Origin of the sequence: Nostoc sp. T09 (assembly GCF_002154695.1) — a bacterium.
Classification (GTDB): Bacteria; Cyanobacteriota; Cyanobacteriia; order Cyanobacteriales; family Nostocaceae; genus Aulosira.
Genome location: NZ_MTAV01000132.1, coordinates 1 through 21,572, shown reverse-complemented (window position 1 = coordinate 21,572; position 21,572 = coordinate 1). Strand labels below are relative to the sequence as shown.

General features: G+C 42.6%; 17 protein-coding genes. 9 read left to right on the top strand and 8 right to left on the bottom strand.

Features of this window, described 5'->3' with window-relative positions; translation table 11 throughout:
* Positions 1-1,053: 1,053 nt before the first annotated feature.
* From pstB to pstS, 4 genes are all read right to left on the bottom strand, one after another.
* Entirely contained in the window at positions 1,054-1,860 is an 807-nt protein-coding gene (pstB, locus tag BV372_RS25010) for a phosphate ABC transporter ATP-binding protein PstB (RefSeq protein ID WP_086689199.1), read from the bottom strand.
* Positions 1,861-1,910: 50 nt separating this feature from the next.
* A complete protein-coding gene (pstA, locus tag BV372_RS25005) occupies positions 1,911-2,792 on the bottom strand; it encodes a phosphate ABC transporter permease PstA (protein WP_086689198.1) in 882 nt (293 codons plus the stop codon).
* 19 nt (positions 2,793-2,811) lie between these two features.
* Positions 2,812-3,762, bottom strand: coding sequence for a phosphate ABC transporter permease subunit PstC (gene pstC / locus BV372_RS25000; RefSeq protein ID WP_086689197.1), 951 nt, complete (start codon positions 3,760-3,762; stop codon positions 2,812-2,814).
* Between the two features lie 205 nt (positions 3,763-3,967).
* A complete protein-coding gene (gene pstS / locus BV372_RS24995) occupies positions 3,968-5,143 on the bottom strand; it encodes a phosphate ABC transporter substrate-binding protein PstS (protein ID WP_086689196.1) in 1,176 nt (391 codons plus the stop codon).
* A 509-nt stretch (positions 5,144-5,652) separates the two neighbouring features.
* Between pstS and BV372_RS24990 the strand changes: the two genes are divergently transcribed.
* Together BV372_RS24990 and lspA are read left to right on the top strand one after the other, a co-directional pair.
* Positions 5,653-6,240, top strand: coding sequence for a biotin transporter BioY (locus BV372_RS24990; protein WP_086689195.1), 588 nt, complete (start codon positions 5,653-5,655; stop codon positions 6,238-6,240).
* A 90-nt stretch (positions 6,241-6,330) separates the two neighbouring features.
* Entirely contained in the window at positions 6,331-6,807 is a 477-nt protein-coding gene (lspA, locus tag BV372_RS24985) for a signal peptidase II (RefSeq protein ID WP_086689194.1), read from the top strand.
* 401 nt (positions 6,808-7,208) lie between these two features.
* On the opposite strand, the gene BV372_RS24980 is transcribed toward lspA, so the two are convergent.
* Positions 7,209-8,000: a hypothetical protein gene (locus BV372_RS24980; RefSeq protein WP_086689193.1), complete on the bottom strand. Its 792-nt coding sequence runs from the start codon at positions 7,998-8,000 to the stop codon at positions 7,209-7,211.
* Positions 8,001-8,434: 434 nt separating this feature from the next.
* Here BV372_RS24980 and BV372_RS24975 point away from each other — a divergent pair, with 434 nt between their 5' ends.
* Positions 8,435-10,705: a transglycosylase domain-containing protein gene (locus tag BV372_RS24975; protein ID WP_086689192.1), complete on the top strand. Its 2,271-nt coding sequence runs from the start codon at positions 8,435-8,437 to the stop codon at positions 10,703-10,705.
* A gap of 130 nt (positions 10,706-10,835) precedes the next feature.
* Here BV372_RS24975 and BV372_RS24970 read toward each other — a convergent pair whose 3' ends face one another.
* Positions 10,836-12,326, bottom strand: a complete 1,491-nt coding sequence (locus BV372_RS24970; protein WP_086689191.1) for a DUF4335 domain-containing protein — start codon at positions 12,324-12,326, stop codon at positions 10,836-10,838.
* The gene (locus tag BV372_RS24965) at positions 12,323-12,949 is read right to left on the bottom strand and encodes a DUF3038 domain-containing protein (RefSeq protein WP_086689190.1); all 627 of its coding nucleotides are present in this window, start codon (positions 12,947-12,949) and stop codon (positions 12,323-12,325) included. Before BV372_RS24965 ends, BV372_RS24970 begins: the two co-directional genes overlap by 4 nt.
* Before the next feature lie 407 nt (positions 12,950-13,356).
* Between BV372_RS24965 and BV372_RS24960 the strand changes: the two genes are divergently transcribed.
* The 4 genes from BV372_RS24960 (at position 13,357) to BV372_RS24945 (ending at position 16,261) form a co-directional block, all read left to right on the top strand.
* Positions 13,357-13,875: an adenine phosphoribosyltransferase gene (locus BV372_RS24960; RefSeq protein WP_086689189.1), complete on the top strand. Its 519-nt coding sequence runs from the start codon at positions 13,357-13,359 to the stop codon at positions 13,873-13,875.
* 66 nt (positions 13,876-13,941) lie between these two features.
* Positions 13,942-14,988, top strand: a complete 1,047-nt coding sequence (locus BV372_RS24955; RefSeq protein WP_086689188.1) for an ABC transporter permease — start codon at positions 13,942-13,944, stop codon at positions 14,986-14,988.
* A gap of 117 nt (positions 14,989-15,105) precedes the next feature.
* Positions 15,106-15,387 (top strand): hypothetical protein, encoded by a 282-nt coding sequence (locus tag BV372_RS24950; RefSeq protein ID WP_086689187.1) that lies wholly within the window; start codon positions 15,106-15,108, stop codon positions 15,385-15,387.
* A 238-nt stretch (positions 15,388-15,625) separates the two neighbouring features.
* Complete coding sequence (locus BV372_RS24945) at positions 15,626-16,261, top strand: hypothetical protein (protein WP_086689186.1); 636 nt, start codon at positions 15,626-15,628, stop codon at positions 16,259-16,261.
* Positions 16,262-16,428: 167 nt separating this feature from the next.
* Here the strand turns inward: BV372_RS24945 and BV372_RS24940 are convergent, their stop codons facing one another.
* Positions 16,429-16,965, bottom strand: coding sequence for a hypothetical protein (locus BV372_RS24940; protein ID WP_086689185.1), 537 nt, complete (start codon positions 16,963-16,965; stop codon positions 16,429-16,431).
* A gap of 236 nt (positions 16,966-17,201) precedes the next feature.
* Here BV372_RS24940 and BV372_RS24935 point away from each other — a divergent pair, with 236 nt between their 5' ends.
* Positions 17,202-18,329: an AAA family ATPase gene (locus tag BV372_RS24935; RefSeq protein ID WP_086689184.1), complete on the top strand. Its 1,128-nt coding sequence runs from the start codon at positions 17,202-17,204 to the stop codon at positions 18,327-18,329.
* Entirely contained in the window at positions 18,326-21,178 is a 2,853-nt protein-coding gene (locus tag BV372_RS24930) for an ATP-binding protein (RefSeq protein ID WP_086689183.1), read from the top strand. The genes BV372_RS24935 and BV372_RS24930 overlap by 4 nt, the downstream gene beginning before the upstream one ends.
* The last annotated feature ends 394 nt before the right edge of the window (positions 21,179-21,572 follow it).

The following is a 21,572-nucleotide window of genomic DNA, read 5'->3' as shown; positions in this document are numbered from 1 at the left end:
CTTCCCTAAACTTCATGAATATGGTGTTTTCTCATAAACCATTTAGGATTGCTATATGTCATTGCAAGTTTCACGTAGACCCTTGAAAGAACGCAAACACAGGGTTTTTGATATTGCTTTCCTACCCTGCGGGAACACTTCTAGAGAACGGTAGTCATGATGGTTATGTGAGCAGATATGATATGGTTGCGATTACTTACCGTGGTTAAAATGCTAAATTGAGAGCGTGTAAGCGCTGATGAGTTTTTCGCGTAGATGCTATTGTAAGCTTGATTCAGTTGTCCTCAAGGTAAACTCATATACTATCTTTATATAAATGCTTTGTTTGCTGTTAATCACATCTTCTTAACGAGTTGATTTCTCATAATGAATCAATTCCTTTTTTGAGTAAAATTGATTTATTTCTAAGTTTATAGTTAAGGACAAAGCATTGACTATATATCAATAGCGTTGACAAAAATTGTAGGTTGAGTTAAACGGAGTGCAACCTAACAAAACCGAGGTAGATGTTGGGTTCTGTTCTTCAAATACGACTCGCCTCAAGTTGGGTAACCTGCCTTCGGAGGTGGTTCCCCAAGCTACGGAGTTTAATGTTTTTTGCACTAACTGAACCGTATTGGAATATAAATATTTAGTAAGAATACTTCTATCTTAAGTAAATATTTAATACCGATTTGAAAAATGATTGCGACAGATGGAAACTTGAAACGCTTATCCAATAGATGTTTCACAATCCAAAATCTGTCTTGAAAAGTTTGCTCAAGTCGGGAAACCCTTTCGGCAATTGCTCATGGGGGAAACCCCCAAGACCGCATTGCCTCACCACGCAACTTTTCGCAAAATCTAAAATCCAAAATGGTATAACTATGGTAATTTATCATAAATAAAAAATTATGTGTGGCTGTCAACTGTTAACAGCCACACATAAGTTTTGGACAATTCAAAAGAGATTGCTATAGAAAATGATTTTACAAGCTAGTATTTAATAGCTTTAGTAAGGAAAAGTTTACAACTATGTAAACCTCTTTATTCCAATAACATATTTGGTAATATTTAACCAAATCTGCCACTGACATAATCTCTAGTATCTTCCTGCTTAGGATTATTAAAAATTAATTCGGTTGCGTCGTATTCTACTAGGTAGCCGCTACGACTTCCTTTATCGGTCTGTTGGACATTGAAAAAGGCTGTCATATCAGAAACCCGTGCAGCTTGTTGCATGTTGTGAGTAACGATAACAATGGTGTATTGCTCTTTAAGCTCATGAATCAATTCTTCAATCCGCAGGGTAGAGATAGGGTCAAGAGCAGAACACGGTTCATCCATTAGTATAATTTCAGGTTGCACAGCGATCGCTCTGGCAATGCACAACCGTTGTTGTTGTCCCCCAGATAAAGACAAGCCGCTTTGCCGCAGTTTGTCTTTCACTTCATCCCATAAAGCCGCTTGACGCAAACTCCGTTCCACCAATTCATCTAGATTTCCTCTGTAGCCGTTGATTTTCGCGCCAAAAGTGATATTGTCATAAATTGATTTGGGAAATGGGTTCGGTTTTTGAAATACCATCCCAATCCGACGTCGCACTTCTACGGGATCAACGTCGGATGCGTACAGGTTCTTATCGTAGTAATAAACTTTACCCTCTGCCCGAAAAGATTCAATCAGGTCATTGAGACGGTTATAACATCTCAGCAATGTGCTTTTGCCACAACCAGACGGACCGATAAAGGCTGTAACCCGATTCTTTGGGATATTTAACCAAACGTCCCGCACAGCTAGGAAGTTGCCATAGTAAATATTCAGGTTCTCTGTACGTAATACAGTTTCGGTACCATTGACTGTGCTAATGTTAGAAACCATAAATAGTCTTGTGTAAGTTTGGGGGTAGTAATGTACCAGACAATACTGCACTAAGCTTTCTGGCGAGTTGCCCAGCGTGCAATGATACTGGTGAGCAGTACCATCAACACTAAAATCAGAGAAGCTGCCCAAGCTAGTGACTGTAAATTTTTAAATGGAGTAGTGGCGAAGTTATAAACTAAAACAGCAAGAGATGCTGTTGGTTTGAATAAGCTATTCGGCCAAAACGGGGAGAATAAAGCAGTAAATAGTAAAGGAGCAGTTTCTCCAGCGGCTCGGGCGATCGCTAACGTTGTTCCTGTTGCTATTGCTGGTAAAGCAGCCGGCAATACCACTTGCGTCACAGTTTGAAATTTAGTTGCTCCTAAACCCACAGATGCTTGTCGCAAATCTTGTGATACTAACTGCAAGGCTTCGTCAGTGGTGCGGACAATAATTGGCAACATCAAAATCGCTAATGCAAACCCACCACCTATTGCTGAATAAGAACCTAAGTTGAGTTTTACCAACGTCAACACTACAATCCCATAAGCAAATACCCCAGCAATAATTGACGGAACTCCACTAAGGATATTAGTAGCAAATCGGATTAATCTAGCTATTTTACCAGAACTAAATTCTGTCAAATAAATCGCCCCTAAAACGCCAAATGGGATGCTAATCAATGCACCAATTCCTACCATCAGTAGCGTTCCTAAAATGGCATTACCAAAGCCACCTCCCTTTCTCAAAGGCGCTGGTGGCAACTCCGTAAATATGCTAGGGTTTAGACTGCTAAAACCTTGGATGATGACGTAAGAAAGCACTGCCAGCAAAGGTACAAGCGCCAATAACCCACATATAAATGCTAAGACAGTCATTATTGTGTTAAAAAGCGTCCTCTTAGACATAGGGGCGCGTGTCAGGCTGCTTTCTGGATAACTAGAAGTCATAATTCATCCCACAACTACCCTAAATTCGCTTCATTCGGATAACGATTAATTCTGCAAAAATATTAACTATCAGTGTTAATACAAAGAGAACTAAAGCTGCGTACATTAAAGCCGCTACTTGCAGACCGCTAGCTTCCGAGAATTGATTTGCTAGTAGGGAAGAAATCGTATTGGCTGGTGCTAACAGTGAAATACTAATATTGTTGGAGTTACCAATCAACATTGTAACAGCCATTGTCTCTCCCATAGCTCTACCAAGTGCTAGCATTACAGCACTAACGATGCCAGAAAAGGCTGCTGGAATTAAAACTTGAAAAATTGTTTCCCACCGAGTTGCGCCTAATCCTACAGATGCTTGACGCAAAGTCGGAGGTATAGAAATCAAAACATCGCGAGATATGGCTGTGATGATTGGCAAGGTCATGATTGCTAAAATAACTCCCGCAGGCAACATTCCTGGACCCGTGGGAGGCGTACTAAAAATTGGTAAAAAGCCCAAGGAACTGTTGAGCCATTTGCCCAAGTTAGTTATAATTGGCACTAAAACAAAAATGCCCCAGATTCCGTAGACAACGCTAGGAATAGCCGCGAGCAGTTCTACCAAAAATACCAATACAATTCGCACTTTTGTTGGCAGAAAATTCTCACTTAATAAAACCGCAGTGCCAACGCCAATAGGTACAGCTAACAATAGACCAATAAAAGAGCTTACTAAAGTTCCATAAACTTGTGGCAGTACTCCGTATTCATTATTAACTGGGTTCCAACTGCTCTCGGCTAAAAAGCCCACACCAAACTGCTGGATAGCTGGCCAAGCCCCAATCGCAACCTGTACTGTAATCCACAATAAAGTGGCAGCGATCGCCAATGCAAAAATTCGAGTCAGCCAAATAAAGCTCCGATCTAGCGACTTTTCTATTTCTGAGCGATTTTTGATCGCTGTTTGCAGATTCTGAGTATTTGTAGCCATGACTACTGACTTAAAAAATTAGATCAAGAAAAATGTGGGAGGGAACCAGATTTAGTAGAATTGTCGCCAGATAAACTGTTGAATCTGAAACTAGGATTTTAATTTGGGAGCACTCAGAAAGCGACAAATCTAAATAATTTTAGTCAAAATTTAATTGACTTATAGCTCCCCATCCTCTTGCTCTTGACTTTGGCTACCAAAAATGCTATTTACTAGCACTAGTAGCGCCGCCAACAGCAATCTTATAATCGGGACTGATTTGATCGGCAGCCGCAGCCACCTTAGCAATTACAGGTTGGGGTAAAGGAACATACCCCAGTTCCGTAGCTAACTTTTGACCATCAGTTAAAGCGTACTCGATTAAGGCTTCCATTGCCTTGGCTTTGGCAGCATCATCATACTTTTTGTAAGTCAGAATCCAAGTATAGGTAACTATGGGATAAGAATCTGCACCTTCTGGATCTGTAATAAAAGCGCGGAGATTTTCTGGCAGAGTTACTGATTCTAGGGTTTTAGATGCCGACTCATCGGTAGGTGTAATAAATTTACCACCTTTGTTTTCCAAAGCTGCAAATTTGAGATTATTTTGTTTGGCGTAGCCATATTCAATGTAACCAATTGCACCCTGAGTTTGTTGAATTTGGGCAGTAACACCTTCGTTACCCTTTGCACCAACACCAACTGCCCATTTTACACTTTTACCTTCACCGACTTTTGTTTTCCACTCTGGGCTGATAGCACTCAGATGTTTTGTAAACACACCTGTGGTTCCGCTACCATCAGAACGATATACAACTGTGATCGGCTGTTTAGGAAGCTTTGCGCCAGGGTTAGCCTTGGCAATGAGGGGATCATCCCAAGACTTGATTTTGCCTAATAAAATATCTGTGTAAACTGTCCGTGGTAGCTTGAGTTCTGGAACATCAGGTAGATTGTAGGCTAGCACAATACTACCTGCTGTCACAGGCAGCAAAGTTACACCCTTCTGCACCTTCTGGATTTCTTCATCCTTCATGGCAACATCACTGGCACCAAAGTCTACAGTACCTTGGATAAATTGCTCAACGCCAGCACCGCTACCAACTGACTGATAGTTAACTTGCAAGTTGGGATATTTTTTGTTCAAATCAGTAAACCAACTTATGTAAAGCGGTGCAGGAAAAGATGCACCAGCCCCTGTCAAGGAAATGTTTCCACCTAGATCCAATTTTTTGCCTGGGTTGGAGGCAGTAGTATCCGTAGCAGTACCAGGTGATTCCTTAGTAGCTGTATTGTCTGGGGTTTGCTGTCCGCCACAAGCAGCTAGGCTAATTGTCAGTGCTAACACTGATATTGAAGCTGTTAGGCGATTATTTTTTATTGCACTTAAACGTGAGAGCATTGCTGTCAATTTTAGTCAACTTGCAAGTGAGCGCTTCTAAGATACCTCTAAAAGGTAAACTTGAAGGTAAACAAGAGGTTAACAACGTGAAAAATCTCTGTATTTTTTAGATGAATTTCCTAAAGGAAATTCTCTGATTTCAGATATAATTTATACATTTATTACAGGTGTAACATTTGATGCTGAAAAAATTATGTACAACATATCTACAAAACCTGTTTGTATAGTGTAATTTTGGTTTCTCAAGTAATGAAAAAACTATTTAAATCAATATAAAGGTGATATAATTAAACGCTTTAATTTTAACTGTGAACATAGCCGCTAGTGGCTGATCATGTAGACATAGCAAATTCTCCATTCGGAGCCTGAGTCCATTTGAAACTACTGATTGCACAATCAAAATATTTATTTACTGCTTAATGTGCCAGCACAACTTTGATTTGAATGTTAATACTTAGACTAGTTGTTGTAATGTCTTTTGCTTGCTTATTCCTTCTTCCTTTATATTAATGTTTGCTGCTTCCAATCAATTATTATGGTCCATGATTGGCTTACTCCTAACAATGGGTAGCACCTTCCTAGAAGCCTATGGCATTACCTTACCTTGGAATTGGAGTAAGCACGGTATTCAAACTTTTTCTTTAGGTGTCAGTTATCAAATTGGTGCGGTGCTTCTAGTAGGTTGTTTAGGAGGCAAAAATGCTGGTGCGCTCTCGCAAATTGCTTATTTAGTTATGGGTTTAACATTGCTACCAGTTTTTTCCGAAGGTGGCGGTATCGGTTATGTAAAGTTATCTCACTTTGGTTATTTGCTAGGCTTTATTCCTGGAGCTTGGATTTGTGGCTTGTTAGCATTTAAAGCCAGGCCTAGAGTTGAAAGTCTCGCATTTAGTTGTCTTTGTGGCTTGTTATCTGTCCACATCTGCGGTATTGCTTATTTGACAATCAGCTTTTTTTTCCAGTGGAAAGGCACAGAAGATTTAACATTAATGCAAGCAATTCTGAAATATTCCTGGTCAGTACTACCAGGACAGTTTACTGTAGTTTGTGCCGTTACTGTAATAGCATATGTATTAAGACATTTAATGTTTTACTAGTTATGCAGGGGCTAGAGAGCGAAAACCAAAAACTATTCTTCTCATCCCTACACTCTAGTCCTTAGTTCCTAGCCTCTAGTTCCTAATTTCATGCGTTTAAAAAATCACCTCTTCTGGCTCGCTGCTTTTATAGCTTTTTTCATTGACCAACTGACAAAATACTGGGTGGTGCAAACCTTTAAATTGGGACAAACACTACCACTTTTACAAGATGTCTTTCACATTACTTATGTTACTAATACTGGTGCAGCTTTTAGTCTTTTAAGTGGAAAAGTGGAGTGGTTGCGCTGGCTATCTTTGGGAGTGAGTTTGGTCTTGATCGGACTAGCACTATTTAGCCCATTATTAAACTTGTGGGATCAGCTTGGCTATGGCTTGATTTTAGGTGGAGCAATGGGTAATGGAATTGATCGGTTTATTTTAGGTTACGTCGTTGATTTTCTCGATTTTCGGCTGATTAATTTTGCTGTATTTAATATGGCAGATTCATTTATAAGTATAGGTATTGTTTGTTTGCTAATAGCTTCTTTGCAAAAAACACCAACTTCAAGTCATAGATCCCGGTAATTATCGATATTCAAATCTTGATTTAGCTAATACTTTATTTGCGGCTGAAGGCAAATCTGAGTAGAATGTTGCATTTGAGCGGAATAAAATTTTCGGAGTTAATTCTCGTATCTCATCTGCGTAAAAACAGCGATCGCACTACTACGCAGTATTGAAAAAATACTACAGTAATTTGGTTTTTAAACATCTACAAAAATTTTTAACGCTATTAAGCCTGGAGGTTTTTACCCCCAGGCTTACATTAGCTGAAATCTTTACTTAAAGATATTTAACCAGAACTTGAGATATTGGTTTTTGGAACTTTGCATTGCACAGTATGTAATTTTATTAACTGGTGCAAGATGTCAGATCAACTGACTATCTATGGTTGGCAAATTAATCTCAGAATTCGGCCTCAGCTTTTAGTTACCAGTAGATGGAGTTTTTGGTAAGCCAGTACCTGGAACTGGAGTTGGAGAACTAGCACCTGGTTCGGTAGTGCTACCTGGGTTGCTAGGATCGGGTATGGTTGTGCTACCTGGCGCTGGCGCTAAACTACCAGGAGTACCAGAATCAGGTGTAGTAGTGCTGCCTGGTACTGGAGTTATTTTGTTAGTATTGCCAGAATCAGGGGTGGTAGTGCTGCCTGGTACTGGAGTTATTTTGTTAGTATTGCCAGAATCAGGGGTGGTAGTGCTGCCTGGCACTGGAGTTAAACTACCAGGATTACCAGAATCAGGTGTGGTAGCGCCTCCTGGTGCTGGAGTTATTTTGTTAGGAGTACCAGAATCAGGGGTGGTAGTGCTTCCTGGTGCTGGAGTTGTATCCGGGGTAGATCCAGGTGTGGTGGTGCTTCCTGGTACAGGAGTTGACTCAGAAGGAATTGTAGTAGTGTCTGGTCCTGATGTCCCAGAAGGACGAGACTCAGGGCTGCTCGGGCTTCCTGGTGTTGTATTATCAGGAGTAGGACTAGTTGTACCGCTACTAGGAGCACCAGTGTTGACTGCGGTGCCACCTGGACAGCGTGAATTCAGCGGAAAATACTCACACAGAATTTTCATGCCTTCTGGTGACATCTTAATTTCCGTTGGTGAACTAGTGGATGAACTATTAGCTTGGGCAATGGAGGATTTACTTGATTGGGCGGCAGCAACATTAGCACTCAGCGCCAAAGTTAGGGCCGTACCAATCAGGCTCAGAGTTTTTCCCTTCATTCTGAATTAACCTCAACGGAACACTCCGCCCATTAAATCAAACAAAATTATTTATAAAATCTGTCTAAATAGGGATGTATATTTTTGCTGCAACATATGTGGATATGTTAAAGCGGTAAAATTTACATCGTTAATTTTGCGATCGCAAGTTCTGCCAAATACAAAAGCAAATTTACTGTCTTGGATATTTATTCCTGTTAATACTATATATAATAGGCATTCTAGCAGCAAAATACTAGTAGTTGCTTAGGTAAATAAGTGCTCAGAATAAATAACGTAAATATGCTGACTAACTATTTTTTAGATGTAAAATATATTCAAAAAAAATCAGTACAGCCATTTTCTGCTTAGGCTTATGAGTAAAATGGTGTAAGACTACCATTAAGATTATAATTCTCCTAATTTTTCGTTAATAGGCGTGATGTAAATAGCCGATGAGTTCCCCGCAACCCCCTCAAAAGCCCCAAACGATACTTGGTCAACTGACGCAAGCAGTACATACAATTCAAGCTAGGGTAGATTTTTCCAAACTAGCGCTCAAGCCTAATGCCAAAGTACCGGAACTCTGGGTGCAGGATGCGGGGGCAGATAAGGCAGAGGTATATCCTTTGTTAGGCGATCGCTATATTCTAGGTCGCAGTTCCAAATCCAGCGATATAGTTATTCGGAACCCAGTAGTCAGTCAAATTCATCTATCGTTATCCCGCGATTCTACGCAACGTACCCCTGTTTTCATCATTAAAGACGAAAACTCGACTAATGGTATTTACCGTGGCAAGCGAAGGATCGCTTCTTTAGAATTACGTCACGGTGATATCCTGACCTTGGGTCCACCCGAACTCGCCGCTTCCGTGCGCCTGCAATATGTCGATCCACCAGCTTGGTATGTGAAAGCAGCCACTTGGACAGCTTATGGTGTTGGTGGGGTCAGTGCTTTATTTGCTTTAGTAATTGGTGTTGAATGGCTGAAGTTCTCGGTAAGACCTTTACCCACAACCACCCGCGCCCCAGTGATTGTTTACGCCCGTGATGGTGCTACTCCTTTGCGTGAGCCAAGAACTACATCGCACGTAGACATGAAGCGATTAGAGGATTTTGGCCCTTATTTAGCAAAAGCTGTGGTCGCCTCGGAGGATAGTCGTTATTACTGGCACTTTGGGGTTGACCCCTTGGGGATTTTGCGTGCTGTGTTGATTAATAGCCGCACTGGTGATGTGCAGCAAGGTGCTAGTACTGTTACTCAACAAGTTGCCCGCAGTTTGTTCCGCGATTATGTAGGCAGACAAGATTCTCTAGGACGAAAATTACGAGAAGCAGTCGTTGCTCTCAAACTAGAGACGTTTTATAGCAAAGACGACATTTTGCTGACTTATTTAAATCGAGTGTTTTTGGGTGCGGATACCTCTGGCTTTGAGGATGCTGCGCGATACTACTTTGATAAGTCGGCTAAAGAATTAACTTTGGCGGAAGCCGCAACTTTGGTAGGAATTTTGCCAGGGCCTAACGCCTTCGATTTTTGTGGCGATGGTCAAAATAAGCTTCAAGCAGCTGAATACCGCAATCGCGTGATTAAGCGAATGGTAGAAATGGGGCAAATCAAACCGGAGGATGCCAACCGTGCTAGACGTTCCACCGTCCAAGTGAGTCCTAAGGTTTGCGAACAGCAAGCCAAAACTATCAGTCCTTATTTTTACAGCTATGTCTTCCAAGAACTCGAATCAATTTTGGGTGAAGGAGCGGCAAAAGAAGGTAATTATATTATTGAAACCCAGCTAGATCCAGCGATTCAGGCTCAAGCAGAAGCAGCCTTACGCAATTCGGTAAATAACGCTGGGTCAAGTTTTGGCTTTTCTCAAGGTGCGCTCGTTACCTTGGATTCGAGCACAGGCGGGATTCTGGCTATGGTGGGCGGTACAGATTACAAAAAAACTCAATTCAATCGTGCAGTTCAAGCCAAAAGGCAACCAGGTTCCACCTTTAAAATTTTTGCTTACACTGCTGCTATTCAGCAAGGAATTTCACCCTTTAGGAGTTATTCCTGTGCACCTTTAACTTGGCAAGGCTTTACTTACAAACCCTGTCGTGCTGGTGCTGACACTAGTTTAGATATAGCTACAGGGCTGGCGCTTTCGGAAAATCCTATCGCTTTGCGGGTGGCGAGAGAAATCGGACTGGATAAAGTAGTAGCAATGGCCCAACGTTTGGGGATAAAATCAGCACTTGATCCGGTTCCTGGCTTAGTACTCGGTCAAAGCGTGGTTAACGTTTTGGAAATGACTGGTGCTTTTGGCGCAATTGGCAATCGTGGGGTATGGAATCCCCCCCATGCAATTAGTAGGATTTTAGACAGTAGTGATTGCCGCGATCGCAAAGATTTAAAAACCTGCCGCGTGATTTACTCTTTCGACCAAGATCCAGATGGCAACAAACGAGTGCTATCCAATGATGTAGCCGATGAGATGACTAGCTTAATGCGGGGGGTAGTAGCAAGGGGTACAGGTCGCAGTGCTGGCATTGGACTAGGGGAAGCTGGTAAAACAGGGACAACGAATAACAACGTTGACTTGTGGTTTATCGGCTTTATTCCTAGTCGGCGGTTGGTTACTGGGATTTGGCTAGGCAATGACAATAACTCCCCCACATCTGGTAGTAGTGCGCAAGCAGCTCAGTTATGGGGAAATTATATGGGGCGAATTGTTAAGTAAATAGTCAATAGTCAATTGTCATTTGTCATTAGTCAACAGTCCAGTGTCAAAGGTCATTTGTTATTTCTTTCCCTGCTCCCTCTGCTCCCTGCTCCCCCTTGTCTCCCTATTCCCCGTTCCCTGTTCCCTGTTATTGATATCCACGCCAAGGAGCTATTTCTAATTTGCCGCTAGGCTGAAATATTACTTGGAAATGGGCAAGAGGTTCTTTAGTGTTGGGAGCAACTAAATTGGAACCGTAAGCTGCTTGTAACAACTGGGGAAGCGGAGTTTCCCTAGCATAGTCATAGGCAAATTGGTTGAGCGGTTCATAATCGGCGATCGTACCATCTTTGTTGACCGCCACCCGATACTTCAAATTTCTCTCAAAGTTGGGTGTACCACCCCAGTTTTGGCGAACTGTATTATAAAGCTTCTGGCTTAAATCTTTGACTGCTTTGGGGTCACTAATTTTTGCCCCAACAACTTCTGGTGTCTTAGCGTATCCTCGCCAAGGGCTAACTTCCAGCACACCTGTTCTAGTCAGGACAACTTTAAATTGAGCAATTGGTTCATTGCTAGTAGAGCCACGGTTGGCAGGATTGTAAAGTAAGTTAGGTAGAGGAGTTTTTTGCACGTCCTCATTTGCCTTTTGATTCACCGCTTTATAACCAACAATCGCACCATCCGCAGCCGCACCTACACGATAAACTAAATCCTCTTTTAATTCTGAGCGATTAGTCCAAGCTGGATTAATTTGGTTATAGAGTTGGCGATTCAATGCACGTAGCTTAGACGCATCAGTAATTTCTGGAACAGTAGTTAAAAGTGCTTCTAAATCTTTAACTGCGGGAGTTGTTGTCGGTGTGGGAGCGGGCGTAGGAGTGATAGCAGCCGCAGCTATAGGTGTAGTTGTTGGGTTAGCTGTGGGAGCGATCGCTGATGCAGGATCTGTAGACTCAACAGCCGCCGGAGTAGCGCTAGGTGTGGCACTAGGTGTTGTAGAGTTAGTTTGATCTTGTGACTTTGGCTCTGGTGGACGTACTTGGGGCGCTGGAATCAAGCTTAAAGCAACTGCTGCTACCGCTAAACTTGAGACTCCAATACTAGCAGGTACTGCCTGCTTGAGCACAGCTTGACTGGCAATACTACTGCGTCTGGTAACTGGTTGTAATTCCAGCGATAGCTCTGGTAAAGTTTGGCTGTCAGCGAAAAACTGATCGACCGCTTCTACTAAGTCAAATAGCTGTACCGTATTCAAATCTATTTGAACAGGCTCTTTAGTATGGTTAGGGTTAGCATCAAAACCTTCAGGTTCGCCCTCCGAATGTACAATCAATCTGTGGCGATCAATGTCTAGTTTCTGTAACTCTACTAACTCTGAATCTCGATTATGTGCCTGAGGATTTGGTACATTACTCAAAAATTCTTGAGCATAAGCACTAACAGCCCTCACCAAGCTTTCAAAAAATTCCCGTCCACCGACTAAGGGCTGGTTATAACTAGATAAATAGCATTCTGCATTTACCAATATTGATAGTTCCGGACGCAACTCCTGAAAGTGTGCTGCTCTGCTGGCATCACTTAAACCTTCTAAGAGCAAAGTACAATTAGGTAGACTATATTTACGTTGAATATTCATTCTACTTCCCCATCAAAAAGACTGATCCAGAACCGCTGCATTCCAGCTGTGCCAGTACAGAAGAGTAGTTGTCCCAACAAATTTATAGCCAAATCGTCTAATTTTTCATCAGAACTTAATGCCAGTGCTCCAGAACGCCGGGAACTCATCCTACTCTTAAAATGCGTTCTAAATCGCTCTAGATAATTAGATAGCCGTAAATTTTGTTCTAGTGGAATTTGCTTTTCATTCATTTGTTGATAAATCATTAGCAACTGACGAATGACAACTGTCAAACGCCGCGCTATGTAACAAGCAATAACCACCAAAGCTTTCGCTTCCATGATTGTTAAGGGGCGGCGCATGTGTGCTCGTCGTAGTGGGTTAGAACTACGCATTCGCCATAAATTCACTCGATCTTTAATAATTCCTTTTAGATCCAATTCTTCGGCAAAAGCTAGGATGGCTTCCGAACCACCCAGTTCTAAAGCTTCAATTGCCAGTAAAATTAGATCGATTTGTACCCGAGTTCTGCGGGGACATCCTTGTCCCTCTGTCGCCGGATCGGGTAAGGTATCCAGAATCATAGGCAATGAGGGCGGGGGAGGACTGTTGAAAGGTGTTAAACTTGCGGAGACATTCATTCTATAGATACCTTGTGCGGTTCCAACAGACTAGGTAAAACTAATTTAAGATAAATAGCCATACAAAAACATTAGGCTTGTAGCAGTAGTAGTACTGCCTGATATATACATTACTTCTTCTACTCAAAGGTTTCCGTATACTGAAATCTAAGTTCTTAACACATAAGTGTATCAACCCCATTTGGTAGTGCAATTCCATCCTTAGCTTGAGTTAGATTCAAGTTATCGTCAATGGATGCCGAAACTTGAGCTTTGATCCCCAGCGTATGACATTATAGTGTACGATTTGTCAGGTATCTGGAATTGGTGATTAGAGACTGGCGATCGCGAAAAAGGAAGTTTCTAAATCACCAATGCTCAATGCCTAATCTCTTATTCCCAATAATCAATCCCTAATACCAATTTTTATGGATTTGAAGTCGCTAATTCGTGATATCCCAGATTTTCCCAAACCTGGAATTTTATTTCGAGATATCACTACGCTACTGCGCGATCCTCAAGGGCTGCGCTATACTATTGACTTTTTCGCTCAACAGTGTGTCGAGAAGGAATTGCACCCAGATTACATTGTGGGAATGGAGTCACGGGGTTTTATTTTTGGTTCTCCTTTAGCTTATAAATTAGGGTCTGGTTTTATTCCCGCCCGCAAAAAAGGTAAGTTACCAGGAGCAGTGCACTCAATCGAATATGAATTGGAGTACGGTACAGACTCCTTAGAAGTGCATCAGGATGCGTTACACCCAGGTAGCCGAGTTTTAATTGTGGACGATTTAATTGCCACAGGCGGAACAGCGAGTGCAACTGCAAAGTTAGTGCAGAAAATTGGCTGCGAATTAGTGGGCTTTGGGTTTATTATCGAGCTACGGGATTTACAAGGACGTAAACATCTGCCAGATGTGCCGATTATCTCCCTAATTGAATATTAGTCAAGAGTCTCAAAGTCCCGCTTACAGACTCTTGACCTGTGACTCTTGACCCTTGACTAACTGCATATGACATCTACAAGAATTTCTATGGAGACAGGTCGGGACTGGCTAATTAGGCTGGTCACGAGTGAAACCTTTATTTATGTAATGAAAAGGTTACTACAGGCACTGTTGACTTTATTTTTAGCGTCAGCATTGTCATTTTTCATTATTCAACTGGCTCCAGGGGATTATGTAGATACATTGCGGCAAAACCCCAAAATCTCTCCAGAAAGAATTGAGGAAATAAAGCGGCAGTTTGGTTTGGATAAGTCTTGGCCAGAGCAATTTGGGTTATGGCTGTGGCGAATTTTTACAAAAGGAGATTTTGGCACTAGTTTTGTTTACCAACGCTCTGTGGCTTCGCTGTTGGGGGAACGCATATCAGCTACTTTACTGTTAGCGATCGCTTCTTTAATTATCACCTGGGCGATCGCTATCCCTTTAGGGATTATCGCCGCCGTTAAGCAAAATAAGTTGATTGACCGTGTCTTGCAGGTAATTAGCTATACCGGACAAGGATTTCCCAGTTTCATAACTGCCCTATTCCTACTGATCTTCGCTCAACTCACCTCACCTATTTTTCCCGTGGGTGGGATGACTAGCATCAATAACTCTGAACTGTCCTGGTTTGGCAAACTCCTCGATCTTGGTTGGCACATGATTTTACCAACGATCGCACTTTCGATTACAAGTTTCGCTGGCTTGCAACGCATTACTCGCGGCGAATTATTGGATGTTCTACGTCAAGATTATATTCAAACGGCTCGTGCTAAAGGATTGCCAGAAAACCGTGTGATTTATGTTCATGCTCTGCGCAATGCGATTAACCCTTTAATTACCTTATTAGGTTTTGAGTTAGCTGGTTTATTAAACGGTGCGTTCATTGCCGAACAGTTCTTTAACTGGCCAGGTTTAGGTAGGTTAACTTTACAAGCTTTACAAGCTCAAGATTTATATTTATTAATGGCAAGCTTAGTGATGGGTGCAGTACTGTTAATTCTTGGTAATTTAGCTGCTGACTTGTTGCTGAAGGCTGCCGATCCACGCATTCGCTTAGAAGATTTGAATTAGTTAAGAGTCAAGGATCAACAGTCAATAGTCAAAAAGCAATAGCAAGAGTCATTATTTGTTCCTTGTCTTCCTTGCCCCCCTCATCTTCCTCATTCCCCGTTTCCCCATCTGTTCGCCATGCTGTCCGAAGTATATTATCTGGTGCGCTCAAAATCTGATGGTCGTTATCTTACAGCTCGTCCCAACGCTGAAACATCGGGTTATCTGTTGTTGTTTAAAGAAAACTTTGATGCTTTGAGCTATCTCAACACCCACGCCGCAGAGGTGGCAAACCGCTTTGCTGTAGAATCTATTCCTGGTACACAGGTGAATAGTTTACTCAAACGCTGGAGTTTTAACGGCGTGGGCATTGTTACCGATCCTTTATTACCTAAGGTTGAGTTTTTGCAGCATAGTTAAGAGGCTGTGAAAATTAGGACTTAAATTTCTCATTATTCCAAAATCCCGCCATCACCATAGAATGGTGTGGTTAAAAGAACAAAGCCTGCCTCCGGAGGCTTGGTATCATTAGCTCTAGGCTTCCAGACTGCGGCGGTTGTTGGGTATACAAGAAAATATTGCTGTCATTGAAGCAAGTTTATATAGCGGAAGTGTTAGAAAAGACTTCAGAGAGAATCTTGTCTTGAGGTGACAGGGTATGGATGAAGTTGTCAAAAAAGTCGCTGCTTTGGGTTTACCGGGTGTGATTTTAGTAATCACAATGGCTGCTACAGGCTTTACGGGTGCTGCTGCTATTACCGCAGCTTTAGCTTTTTTGGGCGGCCCGGCGGGGATGCTGGGTGGAATTGCTGTGTTGGGACTGACGGGTTTAATTACTGATGCTTTAGCAAAAGTCAGCCTGGAAGACTTGCTGACAGCGGTTTATTGCCAACGCCGACAAACTGAACCACATGGCAAACTTTTAGAAGAGATTGATTCGTTATCGCTGTTTGATGGCGATATGAAAGACAGACTCAAGACAACTGTAACTGATGGATGCGGTTGTGCAACGGTAGTCACTGAGAATACAACAGATGATGTTAAAGAAGCGATCGCCATCCTAGAAAATGTCCCCGGTATAACTCGCGCACACCACAGAGATTTTAAAAGTTCCAACCCGATTATGAGGCTGCGGGATGGAAGCGTGGTGAGAACTTGGAAAAATCAACTTGACGTTGACCATGTTTTTATCAGCGATCGCAATGACAGAATGATTTACGGTGGCTTTGTCGGCTGGATTCACAGCGAAGGTTTAAACCAAGCACTCATTCGCATCAGGCGAGATTTTACTTAGCACCACTCTTCACAATCACCTGAGAAGAGAATAAATTATTAGGCTAATAGCTAAATTCGTCTAAAGACAACTGGTAAAGTTTTTAGTCCACTTGAGTGGACTTAGGCTATTAGCCTTGGAATTCATTCCAAGGCGGACGATGGTGCTAATTGAGAATCTTGCAACATTTAAGAGCCAACATCCAAAGTAAAGTAGAAACTCTTGTCAACAATTCTGTTGCTGCCATCATATTTGATGATAGGAATCATCGCTTGGTGTTGTCCTGGCTCAAGTTTCCAGCTTGTTTGGAAGTTGCCCATTTTGTGACAAACACCTGCATGAATTGCAAAATGACTAGGAGTTGATAGAACATCTTTATAAGTCTCAACTCCATTTTTGAACAAATAAGCTTTTGCTTCTAATTTATTAAGGCTGACTTCAGAAGGTATGCAATAGCTGAGATTTAAGACTTTTAAATTATCCCCAGTTTTCAGAGGAATCCGTTGATGATTAATTACTTGCAGAGGTTCGTCGCTATTAATTTGCACAGTGAGATTAGCAACACAAATTTTAGATGCAATATTTAGGTTGCATTGTAATGTAGAAGGCTTAATTTCTGGCTTATTATTAGGGTTTACATTAATCCAGGCAGCACCCAAAGCACCCACCAAGCCTATCAGGGCAACACCCACTGGCACGATTACTTTTTCTAGTGATAATCTCATATTAATTTTCCTCCTCCAACTTACTTTTTAAGCAAAACTCAATATCTTTAACATCAAAATCATAAAATTTTGCTTCGATAATGTCCCAGAAAGAGCTTTCTGGTTATTCTGAAAAATACCGGAAAAATTTTTCCGCATTTTCTCATAATCGGAAAAGCGCTATATTTAAATTCAGTTAAATTCAGCCTTGCCAGTGAAGCCTCGCTTGCCAAGGTGTTGAGGAGTAGAGCATAACTATGAACTCTTGGCAAAACTTTCTACTCGTGGAGGTATGCCTTAAATATAGTTTGAGCCAGAAGGAACAGGCGATTCTTTTGGCGAAATTTCCTGATGAGGATATTGTCAATGACAATAATCAGGTTGCAGAGCAATCATTAAAAAACCCTGACCTTCCCATCTCGGCTGAAACTGTGACAAGGCAGATGTGGACAATATACAATGAGCGATTTTCCCCTCATCCAAACCGGGAAGGCTTCCCAGACAATGAGCGATTTTCCCCTCATCCAAACCGGGAAGGCTTCCCAGATTACAACCAGAGAAGCAGTAGAGACAAAGATGCCAAATTTTTAGCTTGGCTTAAACCTCAATATTTAGAATGGTTGAGAATTAAAAACAATAATCTTGTTCCTCCTGTTATTGCTTACACAGATAACCCATTTATTCCCCTCAATGACATCATCACGGAACAGCATCTATTGTTCGGTCGGGAAAGAGAGATTACCAGAGTATTTGAAACCCTAAACAGTGGCAGTAGCGTAGCGCTGATTGGTGAGAAAAAAATCGGCAAGTCTTCTCTACTCCAAGCTATTTACCAACAGGCACAACATCGGCTGCTAAAACCTCGCAAGGCAATTTATCTCAACTTAAGCCTAATTTTTAATGACGAAGACTTTTATGATGAACTCTGCTATCAGGTGGGAATCCCTGTCAGTAAAGGTCGGCAACTAATTCGTGAATTACAGAAACAGCAATTATTGCTGTTATTAGACGAAGTACAACAAATGACTTGGGATGGTTTCACCAGGGAATTACGCCAACAACTGCGCGGTTTGGCTGATGGACAAGCTAACCCACCTCTGCGCTTGGTGATTGCAGCCAGCGAACACCTGGATGTTCTGTTTCCTGATAGCCGAGATAATCCTTCACCCTTTCAAGGCGTTTGCATTGAAGAATTTATCCAGCCTTGGGACGAAAATATGGTTCGTGAGTTTATTCACCGTCGTTTAGCGAATACTCAGGTGAGTTTTACAGAACAGGAAATCATTCAACTTACCCAAGAAAGTGGCGGACACCCCCAGCGACTTATGTATTTGTGCCATCGAACCTACTCGCAGTATATGGAGATGATGAAAACTGAATTATGACTCAACACCCGCCTGTACCGCGCTTAGACTTAGCACCCAAATTGCGCCGTCCCCTCTCGCTGTGGAACCCCTTGGATTACTTGCGCTTGTTGTACTGGGTGTTTTTCTTTCCCCAAGCTTTGCGATGGTATGTGGATAATTTCGGGGGCGGCAATATTGCTGACAGTGAAATGAATTGGCGAAAAGGATGGGAGTTGTTGCGTCAAAATCCTATCCAGCGTCAGTTGCTTTTCCAAGGGTTAGTGTTGACAGTAGTGATATCAGTAGCTGTTGGTCTAATTGTTCAGATAATAGACGTTCCCTTCACGGAGATCCAAAAAATAAAATGTCGCGCCATATTCGTCAATTTTTTTGCCAACCCGTCTCCTGGTGCAAATGACCCGGTAAAGGTGGAACTTACTGGTAAATGCCTCAGATGGTTCGGCTTAATAGTTGGTGTCAGCGTGACGGGGGGTGTAGCGGTTGGCTTGGCGGGTGGAATAGTAGGCGGCGTAGCATTGGGCGTGGCGGTTGGCGTGGTATTTGGCATGGCGGCTGGAGTGGCAAGCAGTGTGGCGTTTGCTGTGGTGGGCAGCGTAGTGAGTAGTGTGGCAGGCAGTATGACGTTCGCCATAGCATTCGGTGTGGTAGGTGGCGTGGCGTTTGCCGTAGTGGGCAGCGTGGCGTTTGCCGTAGTGGGCAGTGAGGTAAACAGCGTGGCTTTCAGTGTGGTAAGTGGCGTGGTGTTCGGTTTGCTAAATGGTCTGGTGTTCGGCATGGCGTTTGGCGTAGCGGTTGTACTGGTGTTTGTACTGGTGTTTGCCCTGGTGTTCGGTCTGGTGTTTGCCCTGGTGTTCAGCTTTGCGGTGCTACGTTTAGATAATTGGTTCATTGGCTTACTGTTATACTCACAAAAAATCCCAATCGATAGTTACTTACTCCTCCACTGCACTCCCATTCCTCTAAGTAATCTTGAGAGGCGCTTGCAAATTTGGTTACAACACGATTGGGAAATAGCTTTGCATAATACTAATGAATTGCTGGCATATACCCTGCAATTTATTCCTGTTTTAAAAGCAGTTAATAAGGTACTTGCCAGAACAGCATCACAAGAAATTATTTGGCGTGTCTCTAGGTTGGCTGAAGCTCCTTTTGATTGGAATCTAGTACATTTTGCTTCAGTTTCTCTAGATAAAAAGCCAAGGTTAAGGGCTATAGATCCTTTATGCATTGTTCCTAATTCTTGGTGGGAAGTTGCACAGGTTATTTTTATAACAGATACTTTCTTAGACACCCCTGCCCGTGCTGCTGCTGCTGGTTTTTGGCATCTGCATGAAAAACAGCCAATCATAGCAACCAAAGCTTTTGCTGTAGTGCGTTCTCTTCTCTATGGTGAGGAGATGTATACCCTTGCCCAAACTTTAGCAATGTTTCACGAAGCTAAAGAACTAGGCTCCATTGCTGGGCTACAACTACCTGCTTTTCCACAAGAACCCCTTTTACGTCCAGCTACCTGGAGTACAATTACAAGCCTGCGTCGAGTTGTTGAAGATGTCCAGTTTGTTAATCGCAGCGTGTCACGTTCTGCTAAGTCTTTGGCTCTCAATCGCGCTTTAGGTGAACTCATTAACATCCTGAATCAAGCCGACACTTTACCGCAAGCAGAACGCGGACTAATTGTAGATATCGCCCAAACTTGGAAAGAAAGCTTGTTACAAATCGCTGGTGAAGTGGGAGAAGTTGCCATCACCAAGCCTGTGATTAATCCTTATATAGTAGGCGACCCCGTTCAAGGTAATCTCTTCGTTGGGCGAGAAGATGTGATGAGACAGTTAGAAGAACTCTGGGTGATGGGTTATCAACTCCAGTCTGTAGTTCTCTACGGTCACAGGCGTATGGGTAAGACTTCTATCCTTGTTAACGCCGCTAATTCTCTAGGTTCAGGAATACAGCTAGTTTATGTCAACCTGCTGCGGTTGGGAGATACTCCGCAAGGAGTTGGCGAGGTGCTAATGGCAATTACTGATGAAATTTCGCAAGCTGTGAAAATTCCACCCCCAACTGATGCAGATTTGCTCAACCTCCCTTACCGGACTTTTGAACGTTATTTGAAACAGGTAGAAGCACAGTTAGAAGGTGGGTTAATCATCGCCTTAGATGAGTTTGAGAAAATTGAAGAACTAATTGAAGCGGGAAGAATCCCCCAAGATTTTATAGGTTTTCTGCGGGGGTTGGTGCAAATGAGTTCTAAAGTTGCCTTTGCTTTTGCTGGACTGCACACCTTGGAGGAAATGACGGCAGATTATTTTCATCCTTTCTTTGGCAGTGTCATCGACATTCCTGTAGGGTTTCTCAAACGTGCAGCTACTAGGCAAATCTTAGCTAATCCAGGTGAAGATTTCCTCCTTGACTATACCCCGGAAGCGCTAGATGAAATTTATGCCTTAACATCTGGTCAACCTTATTTAGTGCAATGGGTGGGATTCCAGTTAGTGCGCCGCTACAATGACTTTGTGTTTGAGCAAGGGCGATCGCGCAATCCGGTTTTCACGGTGGAAGATGTAGCAGCAGTTATCAACGATTCTGAGTTTTTCAAGCGGGGACGCTACTATTTTGATGGAGTTTGGGGTCAGGCGATGCGGGGTGCTGATGGTCAGCAGGCGATAATACAGGTACTCGCACCACACCCAGAAGGGTTAAGTTTAGATGTCTTAGCTGAGTCTACGGCTTTGGGTAGCGAACAGTTACAAGCAGCGCTCAGTATGTTAATACGTCATGATGTGGTTGCACAGGCTGAGGGACGGTGGCGAATTATTGTAGAACTGTTTCGCCTTTGGGTTTTGCAAAGTCATCCGCTGTCGGGAGAGTAAGGCAGAGGGCACACTTCGACTCCGCTCAGTGTCCAGGCAGAAGAGGTTAGAATTTTTGTTGATTCATTGTGTACGAAGTGCATGGGTGTCCCTCTGGAAAAGAGATGCGGGGACGCGGAGAAGGGGAGAGGTGGTAGGACAGTGGTGCAAAAAGTTTTCCTGATGCAGTGGCTGTAAATTTCAAGGTAAATGAGTAAGTATAGTCATTGCGAGCGTTCGCCCTTGGCGTTCCCGCAGGGTAGCGAAGCAATCGCAAGGGTGTTGGGATTGCTTCGCTTCATTTCATTACGCTCGCAAACACAAGTGTTCAACCGGACATAATATCAGCACTTCCTGAATGAGTCTTTGATACTCGTGAATGAGTCTTTGATACTCGCGGACGAGTCTTTGATAC